The sequence below is a fragment of the Fibrobacter sp. UBA2449 genome (assembly GCF_002342555.1).
Lineage (GTDB): Bacteria > Fibrobacterota > Fibrobacteria > Fibrobacterales > Fibrobacteraceae > Fibrobacter.
On record NZ_DDQF01000006.1, the window covers coordinates 205,844 to 221,333 of the forward strand.

Annotated in this window: 13 protein-coding genes; 5 read left to right on the forward strand and 8 right to left on the reverse strand. The window is 56.7% G+C overall.

Annotated features, from left to right (window positions below; translation table 11 throughout):
* Positions 1–25: 25 nt before the first annotated feature.
* Entirely contained in the window at positions 26–877 is an 852-nt protein-coding gene (locus tag B4B27_RS04245; RefSeq protein ID WP_290724002.1) for a hypothetical protein, read from the reverse strand.
* Between the two features lie 15 nt (positions 878–892).
* The gene (locus B4B27_RS04250) at positions 893–1,618 is read right to left on the reverse strand and encodes a hypothetical protein (protein ID WP_290724004.1); all 726 of its coding nucleotides are present in this window, start codon (positions 1,616–1,618) and stop codon (positions 893–895) included.
* Positions 1,619–1,621: 3 nt separating this feature from the next.
* On the opposite strand from B4B27_RS04250, the gene B4B27_RS04255 reads away from it, so the two are divergent.
* The gene (locus tag B4B27_RS04255; protein ID WP_173366080.1) at positions 1,622–2,113 is read left to right on the forward strand and encodes a peptide chain release factor-like protein; all 492 of its coding nucleotides are present in this window, start codon (positions 1,622–1,624) and stop codon (positions 2,111–2,113) included.
* An 87-nt stretch (positions 2,114–2,200) separates the two neighbouring features.
* On the forward strand, positions 2,201–3,451 hold the full coding sequence (locus B4B27_RS04260) for a lamin tail domain-containing protein (RefSeq protein WP_173381902.1): 1,251 nt from the start codon (positions 2,201–2,203) through the stop codon (positions 3,449–3,451).
* A gap of 155 nt (positions 3,452–3,606) precedes the next feature.
* Here B4B27_RS04260 and B4B27_RS04265 read toward each other — a convergent pair whose 3' ends face one another.
* Complete coding sequence (locus B4B27_RS04265) at positions 3,607–4,062, reverse strand: hypothetical protein (RefSeq protein ID WP_173366078.1); 456 nt, start codon at positions 4,060–4,062, stop codon at positions 3,607–3,609.
* Positions 4,063–4,158: 96 nt separating this feature from the next.
* Here B4B27_RS04265 and typA point away from each other — a divergent pair, with 96 nt between their 5' ends.
* The gene (gene typA, locus B4B27_RS04270) at positions 4,159–5,994 is read left to right on the forward strand and encodes a translational GTPase TypA (RefSeq protein ID WP_290724008.1); all 1,836 of its coding nucleotides are present in this window, start codon (positions 4,159–4,161) and stop codon (positions 5,992–5,994) included.
* 40 nt (positions 5,995–6,034) lie between these two features.
* Here the strand turns inward: typA and B4B27_RS04275 are convergent, their stop codons facing one another.
* The 3 genes from B4B27_RS04275 to B4B27_RS04285 all read right to left on the reverse strand — a co-directional run bounded on the left by B4B27_RS04275 (position 6,035) and on the right by B4B27_RS04285 (position 8,388).
* Positions 6,035–6,784 carry a hydroxymethylpyrimidine/phosphomethylpyrimidine kinase gene (locus tag B4B27_RS04275; RefSeq protein ID WP_290724010.1) on the reverse strand — a complete coding sequence of 250 codons (750 nt, stop codon included), beginning with the start codon at positions 6,782–6,784 and terminating at the stop codon, positions 6,035–6,037.
* 10 nt (positions 6,785–6,794) lie between these two features.
* Positions 6,795–8,099, reverse strand: a complete 1,305-nt coding sequence (locus B4B27_RS04280) for an MgtC/SapB family protein (RefSeq protein WP_290724013.1) — start codon at positions 8,097–8,099, stop codon at positions 6,795–6,797.
* 88 nt (positions 8,100–8,187) lie between these two features.
* Positions 8,188–8,388, reverse strand: coding sequence for a hypothetical protein (locus tag B4B27_RS04285; protein WP_173366857.1), 201 nt, complete (start codon positions 8,386–8,388; stop codon positions 8,188–8,190).
* Positions 8,389–8,552: 164 nt separating this feature from the next.
* Between B4B27_RS04285 and B4B27_RS04290 the strand changes: the two genes are divergently transcribed.
* On the forward strand, positions 8,553–9,446 hold the full coding sequence (locus B4B27_RS04290; RefSeq protein ID WP_173381907.1) for an FISUMP domain-containing protein: 894 nt from the start codon (positions 8,553–8,555) through the stop codon (positions 9,444–9,446).
* Between the two features lie 104 nt (positions 9,447–9,550).
* Complete coding sequence (locus tag B4B27_RS04295; protein ID WP_290724016.1) at positions 9,551–12,688, forward strand: GH116 family glycosyl hydrolase; 3,138 nt, start codon at positions 9,551–9,553, stop codon at positions 12,686–12,688.
* Positions 12,689–12,852: 164 nt separating this feature from the next.
* Here B4B27_RS04295 and feoB read toward each other — a convergent pair whose 3' ends face one another.
* On the reverse strand, positions 12,853–15,144 hold the full coding sequence (feoB, locus tag B4B27_RS04300) for a Fe(2+) transporter permease subunit FeoB (RefSeq protein ID WP_290724018.1): 2,292 nt from the start codon (positions 15,142–15,144) through the stop codon (positions 12,853–12,855).
* A complete protein-coding gene (locus B4B27_RS04305; protein WP_072799394.1) occupies positions 15,144–15,383 on the reverse strand; it encodes a FeoA family protein in 240 nt (79 codons plus the stop codon). Before B4B27_RS04305 ends, feoB begins: the two co-directional genes overlap by 1 nt.
* Between the last annotated feature and the right edge of the window lie 107 nt (positions 15,384–15,490).

Consider the following 15,490-nt stretch of genomic DNA (forward strand, 5'->3'; position numbering starts at 1 on the left):
AAATATAAAATCGCAACCCCGTAAACTACGGATTCGTGATAACCATTTCGTAAAAACCGTTGCCGTCCGTCTTGAACTCCACCCACTGCCCGTCAACCGCCTTCGTCTTGAAAATGGTAAACTGGGCAGGCTTCACCCCCTTCGAGAGGATAGCCTCGAGTTCGGTGTCCGAAATCATCGCGCTGGAATTGAACGAGGCCATGTACCAGTGCCACGGCTGCCAGTTGAAAAGCGCCCGCGTCGACTGGACGAAGGCCCGCAGCATCAGGGAATACTCGTAGGCAAAAAAATCGCGGTAATTGCGTATTTCCGAGCGTTTTTCCACGACCGTCTTGGTCGCGAAGTCGGAATCGAAGCGGAGCGGCGTGGCGTCCCGGTTCTCGTAGGTAAAGCGGATGGACTTGTCGTTTGCCACGACCTTCAGGGTCGGGCGGTCCAGGTGGACGAATTCCGAGGGGGAAACTGCCCTGTAGTCACGGAACACCACATCGGGGCTGAGCACCCGGTTCATCTTCAGCGGTACGGGTTTTGCATCCAGCGAAGCAAGTTCGTAAAAGACTATGACTTCGCCCGTGCCTTTGGGCAAAAGCACCGACAGCAGCGGACGCTCGCGTTCCGAAATCACCCAGACCATCTTCGGCTTGTTGTTCGACTTGAGCAACGGGTCCAGCACCTTCATTACGGACGGGTCGCGGACGCCGTTTACATCCCATTCCATCCAGGTTCCGGTTCCGCCTACCGAATCGAGGACAGCAAACAGGCGCTCCCCGCTAAATTCGCCCTTGGAATCAACGGCGCCCAGAAGCTTGGAAGCCGGAGCGGCAAAAGCCTCCGTCACAAGGGCTAGCACCAGCGAACAAAGAAAAAAGAGACGCATCCGCAGCAACTTTTCCTAGAAGCCAATCGGTTCGAGAAGGCTCTCGTCCAGACGCGAATACGTCATGTGATATTCCTTCTCGATCCAGTAGAGGGCGAGTTTCTTTGCCGTCCAATTCTTCTTGACGGCAATGGATTCTATGCCCTTGGTAATGAGCGGAAGGGTTTCGGGCAGGTCCAGTTTCCACGCGAGGTCGTCCCATTCGAAAATCATGACGGGCACCTCGGGACTTTTCGCAAGCCCGACACTTCCGCGGTCGTTCTTCACCTTCATGGGGCCGAGGTTCAAGTTCGTGAAGCGTTCCAGCATTCCGCTCTTGCTGAGCATCATAAAGAGCATGCGGTCCTCGTCCGTCTCCCACAGGTGCTCACGTTCGTAGAGGCGGTAGAGGATGATGGTGTAGGCCTCGTAGAACTGGCAGGTATCAAGCGCCTCGGAATCATAGACCTTTGCATGGTTTTCGAGCGTATCGAGCCAGTATTCCGAAGAATCCGTCAGGTAGGCATACAGCGTATCGGCAGGAGCTCCGTTGCGCACGGCATCGAGGAACCCGCGGAACATGCTTTCGAGCATCGCCTGCTTGTTGTCGAGCCCCTGCTGGTACTGCGCATCTTTTTCCTGGGCTGCCGGAGAATCCGTTTTTGCGGTAGCGCCGCCATTCGCCCCCTCAGAAGTTCCCGCACAGGCCACAAACGACAGCGCCAAGGCCGCCACGAGGACCACCACTATTTTATTTTTCATGATATGCATCGCGATACCTACCTCAGAATGACTTTGGACCAGCTCCTGGCAGCCTGCACCCAGAAAGGTTTCCAGGGATCCGGCCCCGGCGGCCAGCACAGGAACAAAACCAACACGGGAGTCCTGCTGAACCTCCGCGAATACAATTTAGAAATCAAATCCTGCGAAGCGAGGTCGGCAAAGGAAAACAGGACCCATGCGCTGCACCGCATGCAGATGGCCATCGCGCTGAACGTCCGCGAGACGCCCCCGGCTGTCGAAATTCCCTTCCCCGGCAGCAACGGCCACATCCAGCCTTCGAACGCGCTATTTCCGCTCTTTATCGCCCACGTGTTCGACATCATGGCGCAAAAGAACGGGGACACCAAGGAAGCGGCCGCCGCCTTCAAGCTCACCCCGAGCGCGCTCGTGAAGATTCTCAGGCAAGACAAGGCCTGTGCCGAAAAACTCCAGAACCAGCGTGTCGCAGGCGGAAAATCCAGGCTAAAACTCTAGTTGATAAAAAAAAACGGCAAAAAAGGAACATTTTCCCGTTTCAGCCGTTTTTATGTGTAGGGACAACACAAAAACCAAGGAGGTTACATGCTCCCTACACAAAAAATCAAGAAAACCGCATGCGCAATGGCGCTCGGATTCTGCGCCCTTTCCGCCTGGAACTGCGGCGAAAGCGAAACCAAGGACAACGCCCTGACCGTCTCTAGCGAGACCGCCAGGATCGCACTCCGTCTCGAGCACAGCGACACCCCACTCCTCGACAGCCTCGTCCTCGACTGCGAAGGCGCCGACACCCTGCACTTGGTGCAGGACGGTAGCGAAGCCGAATTCAGGCTCGACCTCTTCCCGCACGAACGCTGGAAATTCTCCGCGAAGCTCTATGCAAACGGCGAACTCATGCAGATCGGCGAAATCGAAGCCAAGCTCGAAGCGGGCGAAAACACAAATCTCGCCATCCCCATGCATGCTGTCGCAGGTTTCGTCTACGTCGAAATTCCTCTCGGATTCGGGAATCCCGCAGGTATCGCCTCGGGAACGCTCACGCTCAGCTCCGGAGCCGATGTTTTCGAATATCCCATGGCCGTCGAGGGCTCGACCGCCATCTTCAAGAGCGGGGTTCTCCCCCTCGGAAGGGATTACGGGATCCGCATCGAGCTTTCCAATTCCGACGGGATTGCCATCTTCAGCCTTTCCGACACGTTCAGGCTAGACGAATCGAGCCCAGTGCCCGAGCTGAAGATAAACTCGCTCCGTGCAAGGATCGCCCTCGCCATCGAAATCGCGGCGGACGTGAACCTCGGGATTTCGCTCCCGCTCCCGGCTTCGCGGAGGGTGGCAGGAACGGGTGACCTGGTCATCAGCGAGTTCCTGGTAAACCCCGTCAAGTCCGACTCCACGCAGTTCGATTTCATCGAAATCTACAACGGGAGCAACGACACCATCGATGTCGAAAACTGCTTCATCGGCAAGAGCACGAATTCCAAGGAATCAGCCGCCATCGAGCCGCTTTCCATTCTGCCTCGCGAAGCCCTCGTGCTCGGAAACGACACTAACCCCAACACGCCCGAGGAATACCGCCACACGGAACTCATGCCCACGTTCACCAAGAGCAACTCATCCACCGCGGCAGCCATCGTGCTGCACTGCGACGGCGAGATTATCGACTCCGTCTACTACGGCAAACTCGACAGCCTCCACCTTTCGGCTGTACCGCTGAACGGTTCGACCTCGACCACCAAGAGTTCGCAGTTCGACCTTTCCGGCTGGGACGACCGCGAGAACCCGGAAAACTGGTGTCTCGGGACGCCGACCCCGGGCGTTGCAAGCTTCTGCGAGTAATGAGACAAGGGCGGGCAACCCCTCCCTAAGACCCTCCCGAGGGAAAAAAAACTTCGGCAAACTGCGTTTGCCTCGCGCATACGCTTTGCGTATGCGTAAAAAACAGGTCGGCATCCTTGCCGGCCTGTTTTTTAATTCCGCAATAAAATTTGAATCTAGGCGTGCAGCTGCGCCACGGGCTTTTCCATGTCGAACAGGCGGCGCAGGAGTTCGGTCTTGGCCGGGTCGCGTTCGTCGGGGAGTGTGAGCGGCGCCATGTTGATGGCGACGAGGATAGAACCCGGGTAGTTGTTGACGCACTTGATGAATTCGCTCGCCGATACACCCTCGGTGTAGAAATCCACGACAAAGGTATCCCAGTCGTCGTTTTCGATCTGCTCCATGGCTTCGGCTTCGGTCTTCACCGCCTTGAAGGTGGCCCCGACCATGAGGTCCGAAAGCACTTCGAGGCAGGCGTTTCGCCTTGCATCGTCCTCTTCCCAGATGAGAATGCGGCGTTCGCTGTAGTCACGGACAACCGCGGAATCTTCGGGAAGTTCCTCGGGGAAGAACTCCTTCGCTTCCTCGCTCATTTCGTCGTCATTTTCAAATTCGTCTAATTCTTTTGCCATAGTAGCCCAAATATAGTAAACCTACCCCTCAAACGTTGCCATTTCTATCTTTAATTTCTAAATTTGGGCGCAAAAATTAAAACACAGGCAGATTCTATGGACCAGTCAAAAATCAGAAACGTCGCCATCATCGCCCACGTTGACCACGGCAAGACCACCCTGGTGGACCAGCTTCTCAAGCAGTGTGGAACCTTCCACGAAGGTGAAGAAGTCAACGAACGCGTGATGGACTCCGACAACCTGGAACGCGAACGCGGCATCACCATCCTCAGCAAGAACACGAGCGTCATGTACAAGGGCTACCGCGTGAACATCGTCGATACCCCGGGGCACGCCGACTTCGGTGGCCAGGTGGAGCGCGTTCTCGGTACGGTGGACGGCGTTCTGCTGGTCGTAGACGCATTCGAAGGCCCGATGGCCCAGACCCGTTTTGTGACGCAGAAGGCCCTCGAACTCGGACTCATCCCCATCGTGGTGGTGAACAAGATCGACCGCGACGGCTGCAACCCGCACGGGGCGCTGGACAAGGTGTTCGACCTCTTCTGCGAGCTCGACGCCAACGAAGAACAGCTCGACTTCGACAAGGTGTTCGGCTCCGGTCGCAAGGGCATCTGCAAGGCCGAGATGGAAGACCCGGACGGCGACTTCAGCATCCTCATGGACAAGATTATCGAGCGCATTCCGGCCCCGAAGGGCGACCCGGCAGCGGAACCGCTCCTGCAGATTGCATCGCTCGAATACTCGACCTTCCTTGGCCGCCTGGCCGTGGGCCGCGTGCAGCAGGGCGTGCTCAAGCCGAACCAGACCTACGCACAGGCCTTTACCGACGGCACCGTGAAGACTGTCCGCCCGCAGAAGATCCTGCGCTACGAAGGCCTCACCCCGAAGCCGGTCGACGAAGCCGGTCCGGGCGAAATCGTGCTCATCGCGGGCCTCGACACGTTCGATATTGGCGATACCATCAGCGCAGCGAACAACCCGAAGCACCTGCCGCGCATCCACATCGACCCGCCGACCATCTCCATGATCTTCACCGTGAACACCTCGCCCCTCGCCGGCAAGTACGGTGGCAAGTTCATGACGGGTAACCAGCTCCAGGAACGTCTGGAACGCGCCCACATGGCAGACCCCGCCCTCCTCGTCGAGAAGGTCGACGGCGCCTCCACGTTCAAGGTCTCGGGCCGCGGTATTTTGCACCTCACGATTCTCGTCGAGAACATGCGCCGCGAACTTTACGAATTCACCATCGGATCTCCGCAGGTGATTTTCCACAACGACGAGAACGGCAAGCTCCTCGAACCGGTCGAAGACTTCAAGGTCGAAGTCCCGAGCGAATTCAGCGGCGCCTGCATCCAGGAAATCCAGCAGCGCAAGGGCGAAATGGTGAACATGGTCACCGACGATAACGACCGCGTGACGCTCGAGTTCATCGTGCCTTCCCGTGGCCTTATCGGTATCCGCCCGAAGCTCCTCTCGCTCTCGAAGGGTTACGCCGTTACGCAGTCCTTCTTCAAGGAATACCAGCCGTACAAGGGCGAAATCCCGACCCGCATCAACGGCGTGCTTATCGCGAAGGAACCGGGCGAAGCAGCAAGCTACGCGCTTTCGAACCTGGAAGACCGCGGCTACCTCATCATCGGACCGGGTGCGGAAGTTTATCCGGGCATGATTGTGGGCGAACACAACCGCGACGTCGATATCATCGTGAACGTCACGAAGGGCAAGCACCTCACCAACATGCGCTCCAAGTCCGCTGACGACATGATCCAGCTGACCCCGTACCGCCGCATGACTTTGGAAGAATGCGTCACCTTCATCAACGAAGACGAATGCATCGAAGTGACGCCGGAAATCCTCCGCCTCCGTAAGACCGAGCTCGACCCGATCAAGCGCAAGCAGATGTCGAAGCGCCCCGCTGAAGACGACGATTAATAACGAAAGAGGCCCCGCACTGCGGGGCCCTTTTTCTTAACTATACCAAGAACCCGAGACACCCTTCCCCGCTCTGGAGGAACTCGTCCATGTAGTTCTTCGCTATCTGGCAGGCTTCAGGCAAGTCGTGCCCGAGCGCTACGTTCGCAAGGATTGCAGAACTGAGCACGCAGCCGGTGCCGTGCTTCCCCTTGCCGGGGAGCCGCGGGCTCGTAAACTTGTACTGTTTGTCTCCGTACCACAGCGTATCGACAGCTTCTTTCCCTTTCGCATGCCCGCCCTTCAGGAGCACCGCAAAATCCTTGCCCAGTTCGACATACCCGCGCGAAGCCGCAAGCCCCAGGCCCAGGTACGCAAATTCGTCCTGGTTCGGGGTCACGAGGTCTATCGACTTCATCACGGGCAGGAACTCGTCCAGTTCCGCATCGCGCATAAAGTGGAAACCAGCCGATGCACTCGCAATCGGGTCCCACACGATAAACGCGTCCGGAGATTCGTTACGGACAAATTCAACAATCCGCTTCAGAATTTTTGCCTTTTCCACAAGCCCGATTTTCACATACTTGAACTTGTGCTTTTTATAGAGCATCGCAAGTTGCGCCTCGATGCGGTCCCAGATGACCCAGCCCGGGGCAATAAACTCTTCCTCGTTCTGTTCGGTTAGGGCCGTGCACACCGCCTGGCCGTACACGCCGAAATGCGCCATCGTCTTGATGTCGGCAAGCAGGCCTGCACCCGCACTTCCGTCGAAGCCGGCCACAGTAAGCGCATGTATCAGTTTATCAGCCATGACCAACCCCCTAGACCATGTAATACCCAATCAAACCCGCGGTCAAAAGGCAAATCAGCACCACTGCAGGCAAAATCGGCTTGCGCATGGATTTCGCACCGAGCGCAAAAACGAGAGCACCCTTGGTGAGCGTATTGGCAAGGCTTGCGAACAAAAGCGCAAGCACGAGTTCACGCACGCCGAGTCCCGACTTCAGGTTCATGTCGATAACGGAAAACGCCACCGCGTCCATCTCGGCGGCACCCCCCAGGAAGCTGCACGCAAGGAGCGCCCCCGAACCCAGGTAGACGCGAGCCGCATTCGCGACAAACATCACGCAGGTGAACACGATGCCGAATTTGATGGCGGGCAAAAGCTTGAACGGGTTCGAAAAATCCGTACTCTTCTGCCTGTGGTTGCGTGATTCCCGAATCTTGAGATAAAGCGCATACCCGAGCGCGGGCACCACCGGCAAAAGCAACGGCAGCAGCAAGGGCTTTGCCAACACACCGCTCAAAAAGATGCAGATAAGGTAGAGGCGCACATACATCACCGCCCAGCTGAGCACGATGCCGAGCGTAAAGTCCGAAGCGTAATCCTCGTTCTCGCGGCTGCGGCCCGCAAGGTTGAGTGTAAGCGCGGTACTGCTCGCAAGCCCGCCCAGGAGTCCGGTAAGCCAGATTCCCTTGCCCGGCCCCACGACCTTGATGAGCACGTAGCCCACGAACCCGATGCCCGAGATAAACACGACGAACAGCCAGATCGTATGCGGGTTCAGCACCTCGAGTCCCGGCGGGCCGTAAGCCTGGTTCGGCAGGAACGGCAAAATCAAAGCCGAAATCACTGCGAACTTGACCGTTGCGAGGACATCCTCCTTCGAAAGTTTCTGCGCGAAAGCATGTAGCTGTTCCTTCGCCGACAGCACCCAGAGCATCACGACCATGATGATACAGGATTCAAGCAGGCGGCCGTACCAGCAGATTCCGCCGAGCAGGTAGACGATGACCAGAGCAACACTCGTCGTGATGCCGTCGCCCCCCACCGGAGTATCGCCCAGGCGCGCATCCGGACGACGGTGGCCTATCGCAAACGACACATGCATCGCCATCAGGAGCATGCCCACCACCACAAACCCCGTGATGAACGGAGCCGCGCCACCCATCTGGTCGGAGAGGAGGGCAGCCATGGCCCCCGCAAGCCCCACGAGCGTAAACGTACGCACGCCGGCCGGATGCCGATCCGACTGGTCCGAATACGTATGTTCGCGCTGCATGCCGATAATGAGGCCCAAGCCTATCGCCGCCGCCAAACGGTAGAAGATGTTAAAGTCAAGCATAACAGTAATTTACACTCTGCATTGCCCAAAGGAACCAAAAAACTGGCAAGGGAATGTTCGCCTTTGGAGTATTAGCCCCAAATCAGCCCTATTTGTGGTCGATTCCGGGAGGCGTCGTGAGGTAATAGATGACACACGGGATTACCACGCCGAACACAGTCACCCCCGCGGTCAGGTACACGAACCACTCCCTAACGGCAATGTCGGGCGGGACGAGGAATGTCTTGACCAGCGCGAACGCCACGATTACCAAAAGGCCGGGAATAAGGAACGACATCAGCTTGTTCATACCTTAAAAATAGCACAATTTTGCCACAAAAAGCGACAAAATGCAGGATTAGCCGATAAAATGAAAAAAAAATCTGGGCGAAGATAACTTTTTTATTAAAAAAAGCTTATTTTTCAAGCAAGAGAAAATATATGTTTTCAACGATTCTACCAAGGAGTATTCACATGAATCTGAAAAAAATAGCCATGATTGCCATCGCTGGGACGATGGCATTCGGACTTGCCGCCTGTACCGAAGACTCAGGCACGAACGGCAGCATCGACAACGGAAACCACGGCAGCCTCCGCGACCGGGACGGTGACGACAACACTCCTAGCACAGTCGGCCCCAACGGCTATGACTACAAGGATAGCCGCAGCTACCGCGACTACACAGCCGACCTAACCGTCGGAAGCGTGAAGCACTCCGTCGTGCGCATCGGCGACCAGCTCTGGATGGGCGAAAACCTCAACGACCCAAGCGCAGGCCACTGCTACAATGACGACGAGGATTACTGCAAGCGTTTCGGAAGGCTCTACAGCTGGGCAGAGGCGATGAACCTTGACAATCGCTATAATTATGAGGACGCCACCCTCAAGATCAAGAACAAGCACCAGGGCATCTGCCCCGAGGGCTGGCGCATCCCCACCTCGAACGACTTCAAAAAAATGCTAGACTTCATCTTCTATGACTACGACCACGGCGATATCGCCCAGGACAACGGATTCGACGAGAATGATGACATCTCGGGCATCCAGTTGAAATCAACGAACTTCGACGCCTATGACGACGTGCTTTGGAATTCCAAGAATGGAGTCCCGGGCGAAGACACCTACGGTTTCTACGGTATCGGCACAGGCTATGGAGACACCTATCTCGGAGAGGACGACTACGGCGATACCGTCTACACCTATGAATATTCCGGAATCGCTGAATTTACGAAATTCTGGACGGCTACTCCCGTCGACGGAGCCGATGGCGCCGAAGTGTTCATCCTCACATTCGAAGACAGAACCATGTCCTCCTCTTGGGAATACAAGGAAGACCTTTACCCCGTCCGCTGCATGAAGGACTTCTAACCCGGGCCCCACAAGCATCTTTCAAAGGTTCCGCCCGCGCGGAGCCTTTTTTATTTTGTAATTTTATACTTGTAAAAATTTAACCCCAATTCATGGAACCTACTATGAGCATCAAAGATTACCTCGCCGGCGCCAAACAGGCCGGTTCCGTCCAGAAGCTGATGACCCCGGGCCTCGCCGTGGAATTTATCCAGCCCTGGTACACCCCGCTTTCTACGACCCCCTCTACCACGGGTATTGCTGTCGGCGGTATCGGCTCGACATTCACCGCCACGCCTGCCGGCACCACTCCCGTGATGAACGTGATGCCAGGCGTGCAGGTCCGCACCGAAAAGCCCTCCGACCTCCGCTTCAACAATTTCTTCTTCCGCGAATCCGTGATTGGCGCGAAGGCCGCGCTTGAAATCGGCGACTTCGCCGGCTTCACGCAGATGCTCGCCAAGTACCCGCTCGTGGACGCCAAGGGCGAAGCTCTCTTTACCGCCGCAGAACTTGCCAACCAAAAGAAGGCCGAGGCCAAGCTCAACAAGGCCATCGCCGAAAAGGATTTCTTCAAGAACAACAAGGCCGCGTTTGAACGCTGGCACATCGAATGGAGCGACCGCACCGCGGCTCTCTTGAACAAGGCCGGAGCCGAACTCAACCGCAGCGCCGTCATTGACTTCTTCAACGGTGTCGTTGGCGAAAAGGTTGTGCGTCAGGGCGCACTCACCGCCGCGTGGGCAAACGACAATGTATTCCTGGGCCAGGCCGGTTACGATGCCGCCAAGATGCAGTACGCCGCCCTCTATCCGGTGAGCGAAACCAAGTACGAAGGCAAGGGCATCTCGATTACCAAGACCCAGTCCAGCTACGTGACCCCGGGTGACGAACGCCTCTCCAGCCTCCCCGTGAACGCGACCGTGTTCACTCTCGAAAATACCACCAAGGAAACCCGCGAAATCACGATTGTGCAGGTTCAGGACTGCATCGCCGGCTACATGGCCAAGAAGGACCGCCAGGGCGTTCAGGATTCGAGCTTTGTGCTCGTGCCCGCCGCACGCTTCCCGAAGGGCGTCAAGTTCAGCAAGCAGGCCAAGGACGGTCGCGAAGTCCGCGGTCTCGAATTCTACAACGAAAAGCCGCTCGCCGAAAGCGACTTCAACGGTTGCATGGGCGTGTCTGTCGCCTGGAACAAGAAGGATAACCTGAACGTTTCCGTGAAGCCGATGTTCTACCAGGATGACGCCGCCTCTGTTTTGAAGGGCGCTCTCCGCAGCGGTCGCGTTTGCGAAGCCTGGGTCAAGAACGTTTACAGCGGCCGCGAGACGATGGCCGGCGCCGTCGCCGTTACCGCGGTTCTCAAGCCGAAGCAGAAGGTTTCTTTCCAGTTCAACCTGGTGCTCGACTTCCCCGAAATCAAGCTGAACAAGCTTACTTCCGCCAAGAAGTACACCGCTTTCTTCCCCGAAGCTTATGGCCGCGTGGGCGCCATCCTCGAAGAAGCACTCGCCGCCGACAAGAACTTCGACGCACGCATCAAGGCATTCGAGGCTCTCGTCCCGAAGAAGGCTGTGGCAAAGCTCTACAAGACTGCCGCCAAGCAAGATGAATTCAAGAGCCTCGCCCTCAACACGCTCAGCTTCCTCGCCGAAGCCACCGTGTGGGACAAGGATGACCGCTTCCTCGTCCGTGAATGCGCCGACTATCCGTTCTTCAACTCCCTCGACGTTTACTTCTACGGCAGCTTCAGCCTCATGGCTTTGATGCCGCGCCTCGACGGTGTGGTGATGAAGCGCTTCGGTGACGCTATTCTCGCCGTGAACGACAACCGTCGCCGTCACCACGAATACGTGAACCACCCGTTCGCCGACCTCCCGGATCCGAAACTTGAAGGCCCGCGCGCCGTGCGTGGCGCCGTGATTCACGACCTCGGAAGCCCCTTCGACGCCGAACCCGATGCCTACGACTGGCACAACGTGAAGGAATGGAAGGATCTCGCTCCGAAGTACGTGCTGATGGTGCTCCGCCACTACGTGAAGACGCAGGACAAGCAGAACTTGCAGGATTGCAAGGAAGCCGTCTACGCCGCCATGCAGTACCTCGAAAAGATGGTGAACGAAGGCGAAAACTTCCCGCTCACCCACGGTACCGACGACACGTTCGACAACCTCTCCAGCCACGGCATTTCCGTGTACTGCGGTAGCCTCTGGATTGCAGGTCTCCGCGCTGCGGCGCGTATTGCCGAAATCCTCGGCGACAAGGCACAGGCCGACACCTGGAACGCCAAGGCCGATGCCGCCAACAAGGAATTCGATGAAGCATTGTGGGACGAAGCCGAAGGCTACTACCACTTCTTCGTGACTCCGATGGAAGCGAAGGATGTGGTTGCAGACAAGCTCCCGCAACTGGCCGACGCCATCAAGGACACGCTCGTTATCGACGGCACCAACGTGAAGGCCGCCCTCAAGACCATCAACGAATGGCTCAACTCGGGCGAAATCCCGAGCGACGTGGAACTTTCGAAGAACGAACTTCGCGGCCTCAAGAAGGCTTGGCTCACCGCCCAGTGCAAGGACGCCTTTACCGCCAGCTGGAATGCAAAGATTGCAAACGACTGCGACGATGTATTTGCCGACACGATGCTCGCCGACACCTACCTCCGTCTGCTCGGCCTCAAGCCCATCAGCGACGAGAAGAAGGCGAAGGCAAACCTGCTCCGCATATTCAACACGAACTACAAGGCCAACAGCCCGCTCATCGGTGCCGCAAACCTTGTGCGCAAGGACGGCTCACCGCTCGACGAATTCAACTTCCAGGCTCACGACGTGTGGATCGGCATCCAGTACAGCATCATGTGCGCCATGATGCACCACGGATTGGAAAAGCAGGCTGCTGACATGGGTGATTCCATGATCCGCAACCTCTACGAAGAAGCCCGTATCCCGTTCGCCGCACCGGAAGGATTCAACGGTTCTTGCCGCCTGCACCCGGAAGCCCTCGTGAAGGCATTCGGCCTCAGCGCTACCGCCGCCGACAAGATGCACAAGGAACTCCTGAAGAAGGGCGCCCTCCTTGCCGACAGCCGCATCAGCCCGAAGCTCCCCCGCAACCTGCCCGCCTTTACGAAGGCATTCGGCAGCATCGCGAAGGCCAACAAGGTTGAAACGAGCGCGCTGTTCATGCTGCTCCACAGCACGGCCCTCAAGTACACCGCCGGTAAGTACTTTAGGCCGGGTATGGTGTTCGCCTTGCTTTACTAGTGTTTAGCTTCAGAGATGAGCTCGCACGCGAACAAGGACTTGGCCTTCGGCCTCGATTGTTTGTTTAGTGGTTTGTCTCTTCTGCATGATTACAGCAGCAAGCTCCGTTTTTTTCGGATATAAAAAAGAGGTGTCCCGAGCGGGGCACCTCTTTTTATTCATTTCTACTCGAACACTTTCTTTTTGCGCTGGTCGCGGCCAATCAGCACGAGGCTCACGACCACACCGGCGAGAAACACGAGTGAAGTCACGATTAATGCGACGGAATGCCCGCAGGTCACCTGGAAGAACAGTACCGAGAGACTCCAGCCGATAACCGTCTGAAGCACCATCATAAGTGTCCCGTAAAAACGTCCGAGTTCGCGGAAAGCGGTTCCCATGGCGGCAAGGCACGGCACATAGAGCAAGATGAACAGCAGGTAGGCCAGCACCTGGAAGCGACCGAGGTTGAAATGCGCCTGCATCGTCTTGTACGCGCCTTCGTTTCCGGCACTTTCGGATTCATCGATGGCATCCTTGACGCCCAGCGGGTTTGCAATCGAGGTGAAGACTTCTACCAGGTTCGCCGGGACACTCACGAGAGCATCTTTCACCGTAGATTTCAGGCTAAAGCCTTCGTCCGCGGCGGTTTCTTCCGGAGCCGAGTCGCCCGTGCCCTCGATGGCATACAGCGAATTGAGTGTTCCGACAATCGCCTCTTTTGCGAAGAGCCCCGTAAAGAGAGCCACCGAAGCGGGCCAGTTATCGCGTTCGACGCCGAAGGGTTCGAACACCGGCGTAATCACCGTGCCCACGGCACTCAGCACCGACTTTTCGTTATTGTCATTACCAAAACTTCCATCGGTTCCGACAGAGCCCATAAAGCCAAGCACCGTCACCATGATGAGCACGACCTTGCCCGCGCGGAAAACGAATTCCTTGAGGCGGAGCCATGCGTGGCGAAAAAGGTTACGCACCTTGGGCAGATGGTAAGGCGGCAGTTCCATGATGAACGTCGATTCCTTGCCCATGAAAACCGTATGGCGCAAGAGCAGGCCGTAAATCAAAGCAATCACGATGCCCGTCAGGTAAATCCCGAACACGAGCGTTCCTGCGCTTTCGCCGAAGAACGCCGCACCAAATAGCGCATACACCGAGAGGCGCGCGCCGCAGCTCATGAACGGCACCAGGAACAAAGTAAGGAACCTTTCCCGCTTGTTTTCGAGCGTACGCGTGCCCATGAGCGCCGGCACCGAGCAGCCAAAGCCCACAATCATCGGCACGAAAGCCTTTCCCGGGAGCCCGAGGAACCGCATAAAGCGATCCGCCACGAACGCCGCACGCGACATGTAGCCGGAATCTTCTAGGAACGAAAGGCAAAGGAACATGAAGAAGATAACCGGAATGAACGTTGATACCGTCTGGATGCCCGTACCGATGCCATTCGCCAACAGCGCCACGACAACGCCCGGAGCGCCAACCTTCGTCAACAGTTCCGTCATGCCGTCCACGAAAATGCCACCGAACAAAATGTCGAAGAAATCAATAAACGCGCTGCCGACTTTCACCGCAAACCAGAACACCAGATACATGGCAATAAGGAAAAGCGGAATTCCCAAAATGCGATTCAGGAAAAGTTTATCGAGTTTGTCGGTTCGCGTACGCTTATTGGTGTTGTCGCGGATGACCGCCTTCGCGATGTCGCGGGCATAGGAATAGCGGGAATCGGCCAATGCAAATTCCACCTCTTCGCCCAAGTCTTCTTCAATCTTGTCATGCGGGATTTCGACACCAAGTTCGTCGGCCAGTTCCAGCACTCGCCCGCTATGCTCCAGGTACTGCACCGCCGTCCAGCGGGGGCTAGCACCGAGTTTGTCCGCCACGGGCTTGAGCGGCACCGCAATTTCTTCAATCAGCTTTTCAAGGACTTCGGAATGCTTGACCGGCTTAGGGAGCGGTAATTCGCGGCTGTTGTGCAGCAACTTGTGCAAGTCATTCACGAAGCCTTCGCAACTCTTGGGCGACACCGCCGTAAGGCCAATCGCCGTCACGCCGAGGATTTCTTCGAGCTTGTGCAGGTCCACATGGATGCCGCGGCTCGCCGCGATGTCCATCATGTTCACCGCCAGGACCATCGGCACGCCCTTTTCCATCAGCTGGCTCGTGAGGAACAGGTTGCGTTCCAGGTTCGTAGCATCTAGAATGTTCACGACCAGATCCGCCTCGCCCTTGAGCAGGTAATCGAGAGCGGCACGTTCGTCTTCGGAGTTTGCAAACAGCGCGTAAATACCCGGCAAGTCCACCACGCGAATCGTGTGGTTGTCGAGCTTAAACTGGCCTTCCTTCTTTTCAACAGTCACGCCAGGCCAGTTGCCCACAATCTGGTTCGAGCCGGTCAGCGAGTTAAAGAGCGCCGTCTTTCCGCAGTTCGGGTTGCCTGCAATCGCAATCGTGAAAACTTCTTTCTCGATAGGCATCAGACTCTCCTCAACTTGAGTACGTTAGCCTCTTGTTTACGGAGCGAAAGCCTGTACGAAAGCACGCTCACCTCTACCGGGTCGCCGAGCGGTGCCACCTGCAAAACCTGCAGCACCACGCCGCGCACAAGCCCCATCGATAAAAGCTTGGACTTGTACTGAGAATCACCCGTGTTGTATCCAATAATTTCGGCCTTGTCGCCTTTTTTTAGTTCCGAAAACTTCGGTTCGTTATTCATACACCAACGATTTACTTTTTCGTAGATTTTGCAGCCTTCGACTTTTTCGACGGTTCACTGGGCGTGTTCACAAACTCCTCGATTTTCTCGAGAGTCTCCGCCGAAAG

What these genes read in the sequence shown, in the direction of transcription:
- B4B27_RS04245 (WP_290724002.1), bottom strand. Translation starts at nt 877, where the DNA reads ATGCGTCTCTTTTTTCTTTGTTCGCTGGTGCTAGCCCTTGTGACGGAG.
- B4B27_RS04250 (WP_290724004.1), bottom strand. Translation starts at nt 1,618, where the DNA reads ATGAAAAATAAAATAGTGGTGGTCCTCGTGGCGGCCTTGGCGCTGTCG.
- B4B27_RS04255 (WP_173366080.1), top strand. Translation starts at nt 1,622, where the DNA reads ATGCATCGCGATACCTACCTCAGAATGACTTTGGACCAGCTCCTGGCA.
- B4B27_RS04260 (WP_173381902.1), top strand. Translation starts at nt 2,201, where the DNA reads ATGCTCCCTACACAAAAAATCAAGAAAACCGCATGCGCAATGGCGCTC.
- B4B27_RS04265 (WP_173366078.1), bottom strand. Translation starts at nt 4,062, where the DNA reads ATGGCAAAAGAATTAGACGAATTTGAAAATGACGACGAAATGAGCGAG.
- typA (WP_290724008.1), top strand. Translation starts at nt 4,159, where the DNA reads ATGGACCAGTCAAAAATCAGAAACGTCGCCATCATCGCCCACGTTGAC.
- B4B27_RS04275 (WP_290724010.1), bottom strand. Translation starts at nt 6,784, where the DNA reads ATGGCTGATAAACTGATACATGCGCTTACTGTGGCCGGCTTCGACGGA.
- B4B27_RS04280 (WP_290724013.1), bottom strand. Translation starts at nt 8,099, where the DNA reads ATGCTTGACTTTAACATCTTCTACCGTTTGGCGGCGGCGATAGGCTTG.
- B4B27_RS04285 (WP_173366857.1), bottom strand. Translation starts at nt 8,388, where the DNA reads ATGAACAAGCTGATGTCGTTCCTTATTCCCGGCCTTTTGGTAATCGTG.
- B4B27_RS04290 (WP_173381907.1), top strand. Translation starts at nt 8,553, where the DNA reads ATGAATCTGAAAAAAATAGCCATGATTGCCATCGCTGGGACGATGGCA.
- B4B27_RS04295 (WP_290724016.1), top strand. Translation starts at nt 9,551, where the DNA reads ATGAGCATCAAAGATTACCTCGCCGGCGCCAAACAGGCCGGTTCCGTC.
- feoB (WP_290724018.1), bottom strand. Translation starts at nt 15,144, where the DNA reads ATGCCTATCGAGAAAGAAGTTTTCACGATTGCGATTGCAGGCAACCCG.
- B4B27_RS04305 (WP_072799394.1), bottom strand. Translation starts at nt 15,383, where the DNA reads ATGAATAACGAACCGAAGTTTTCGGAACTAAAAAAAGGCGACAAGGCC.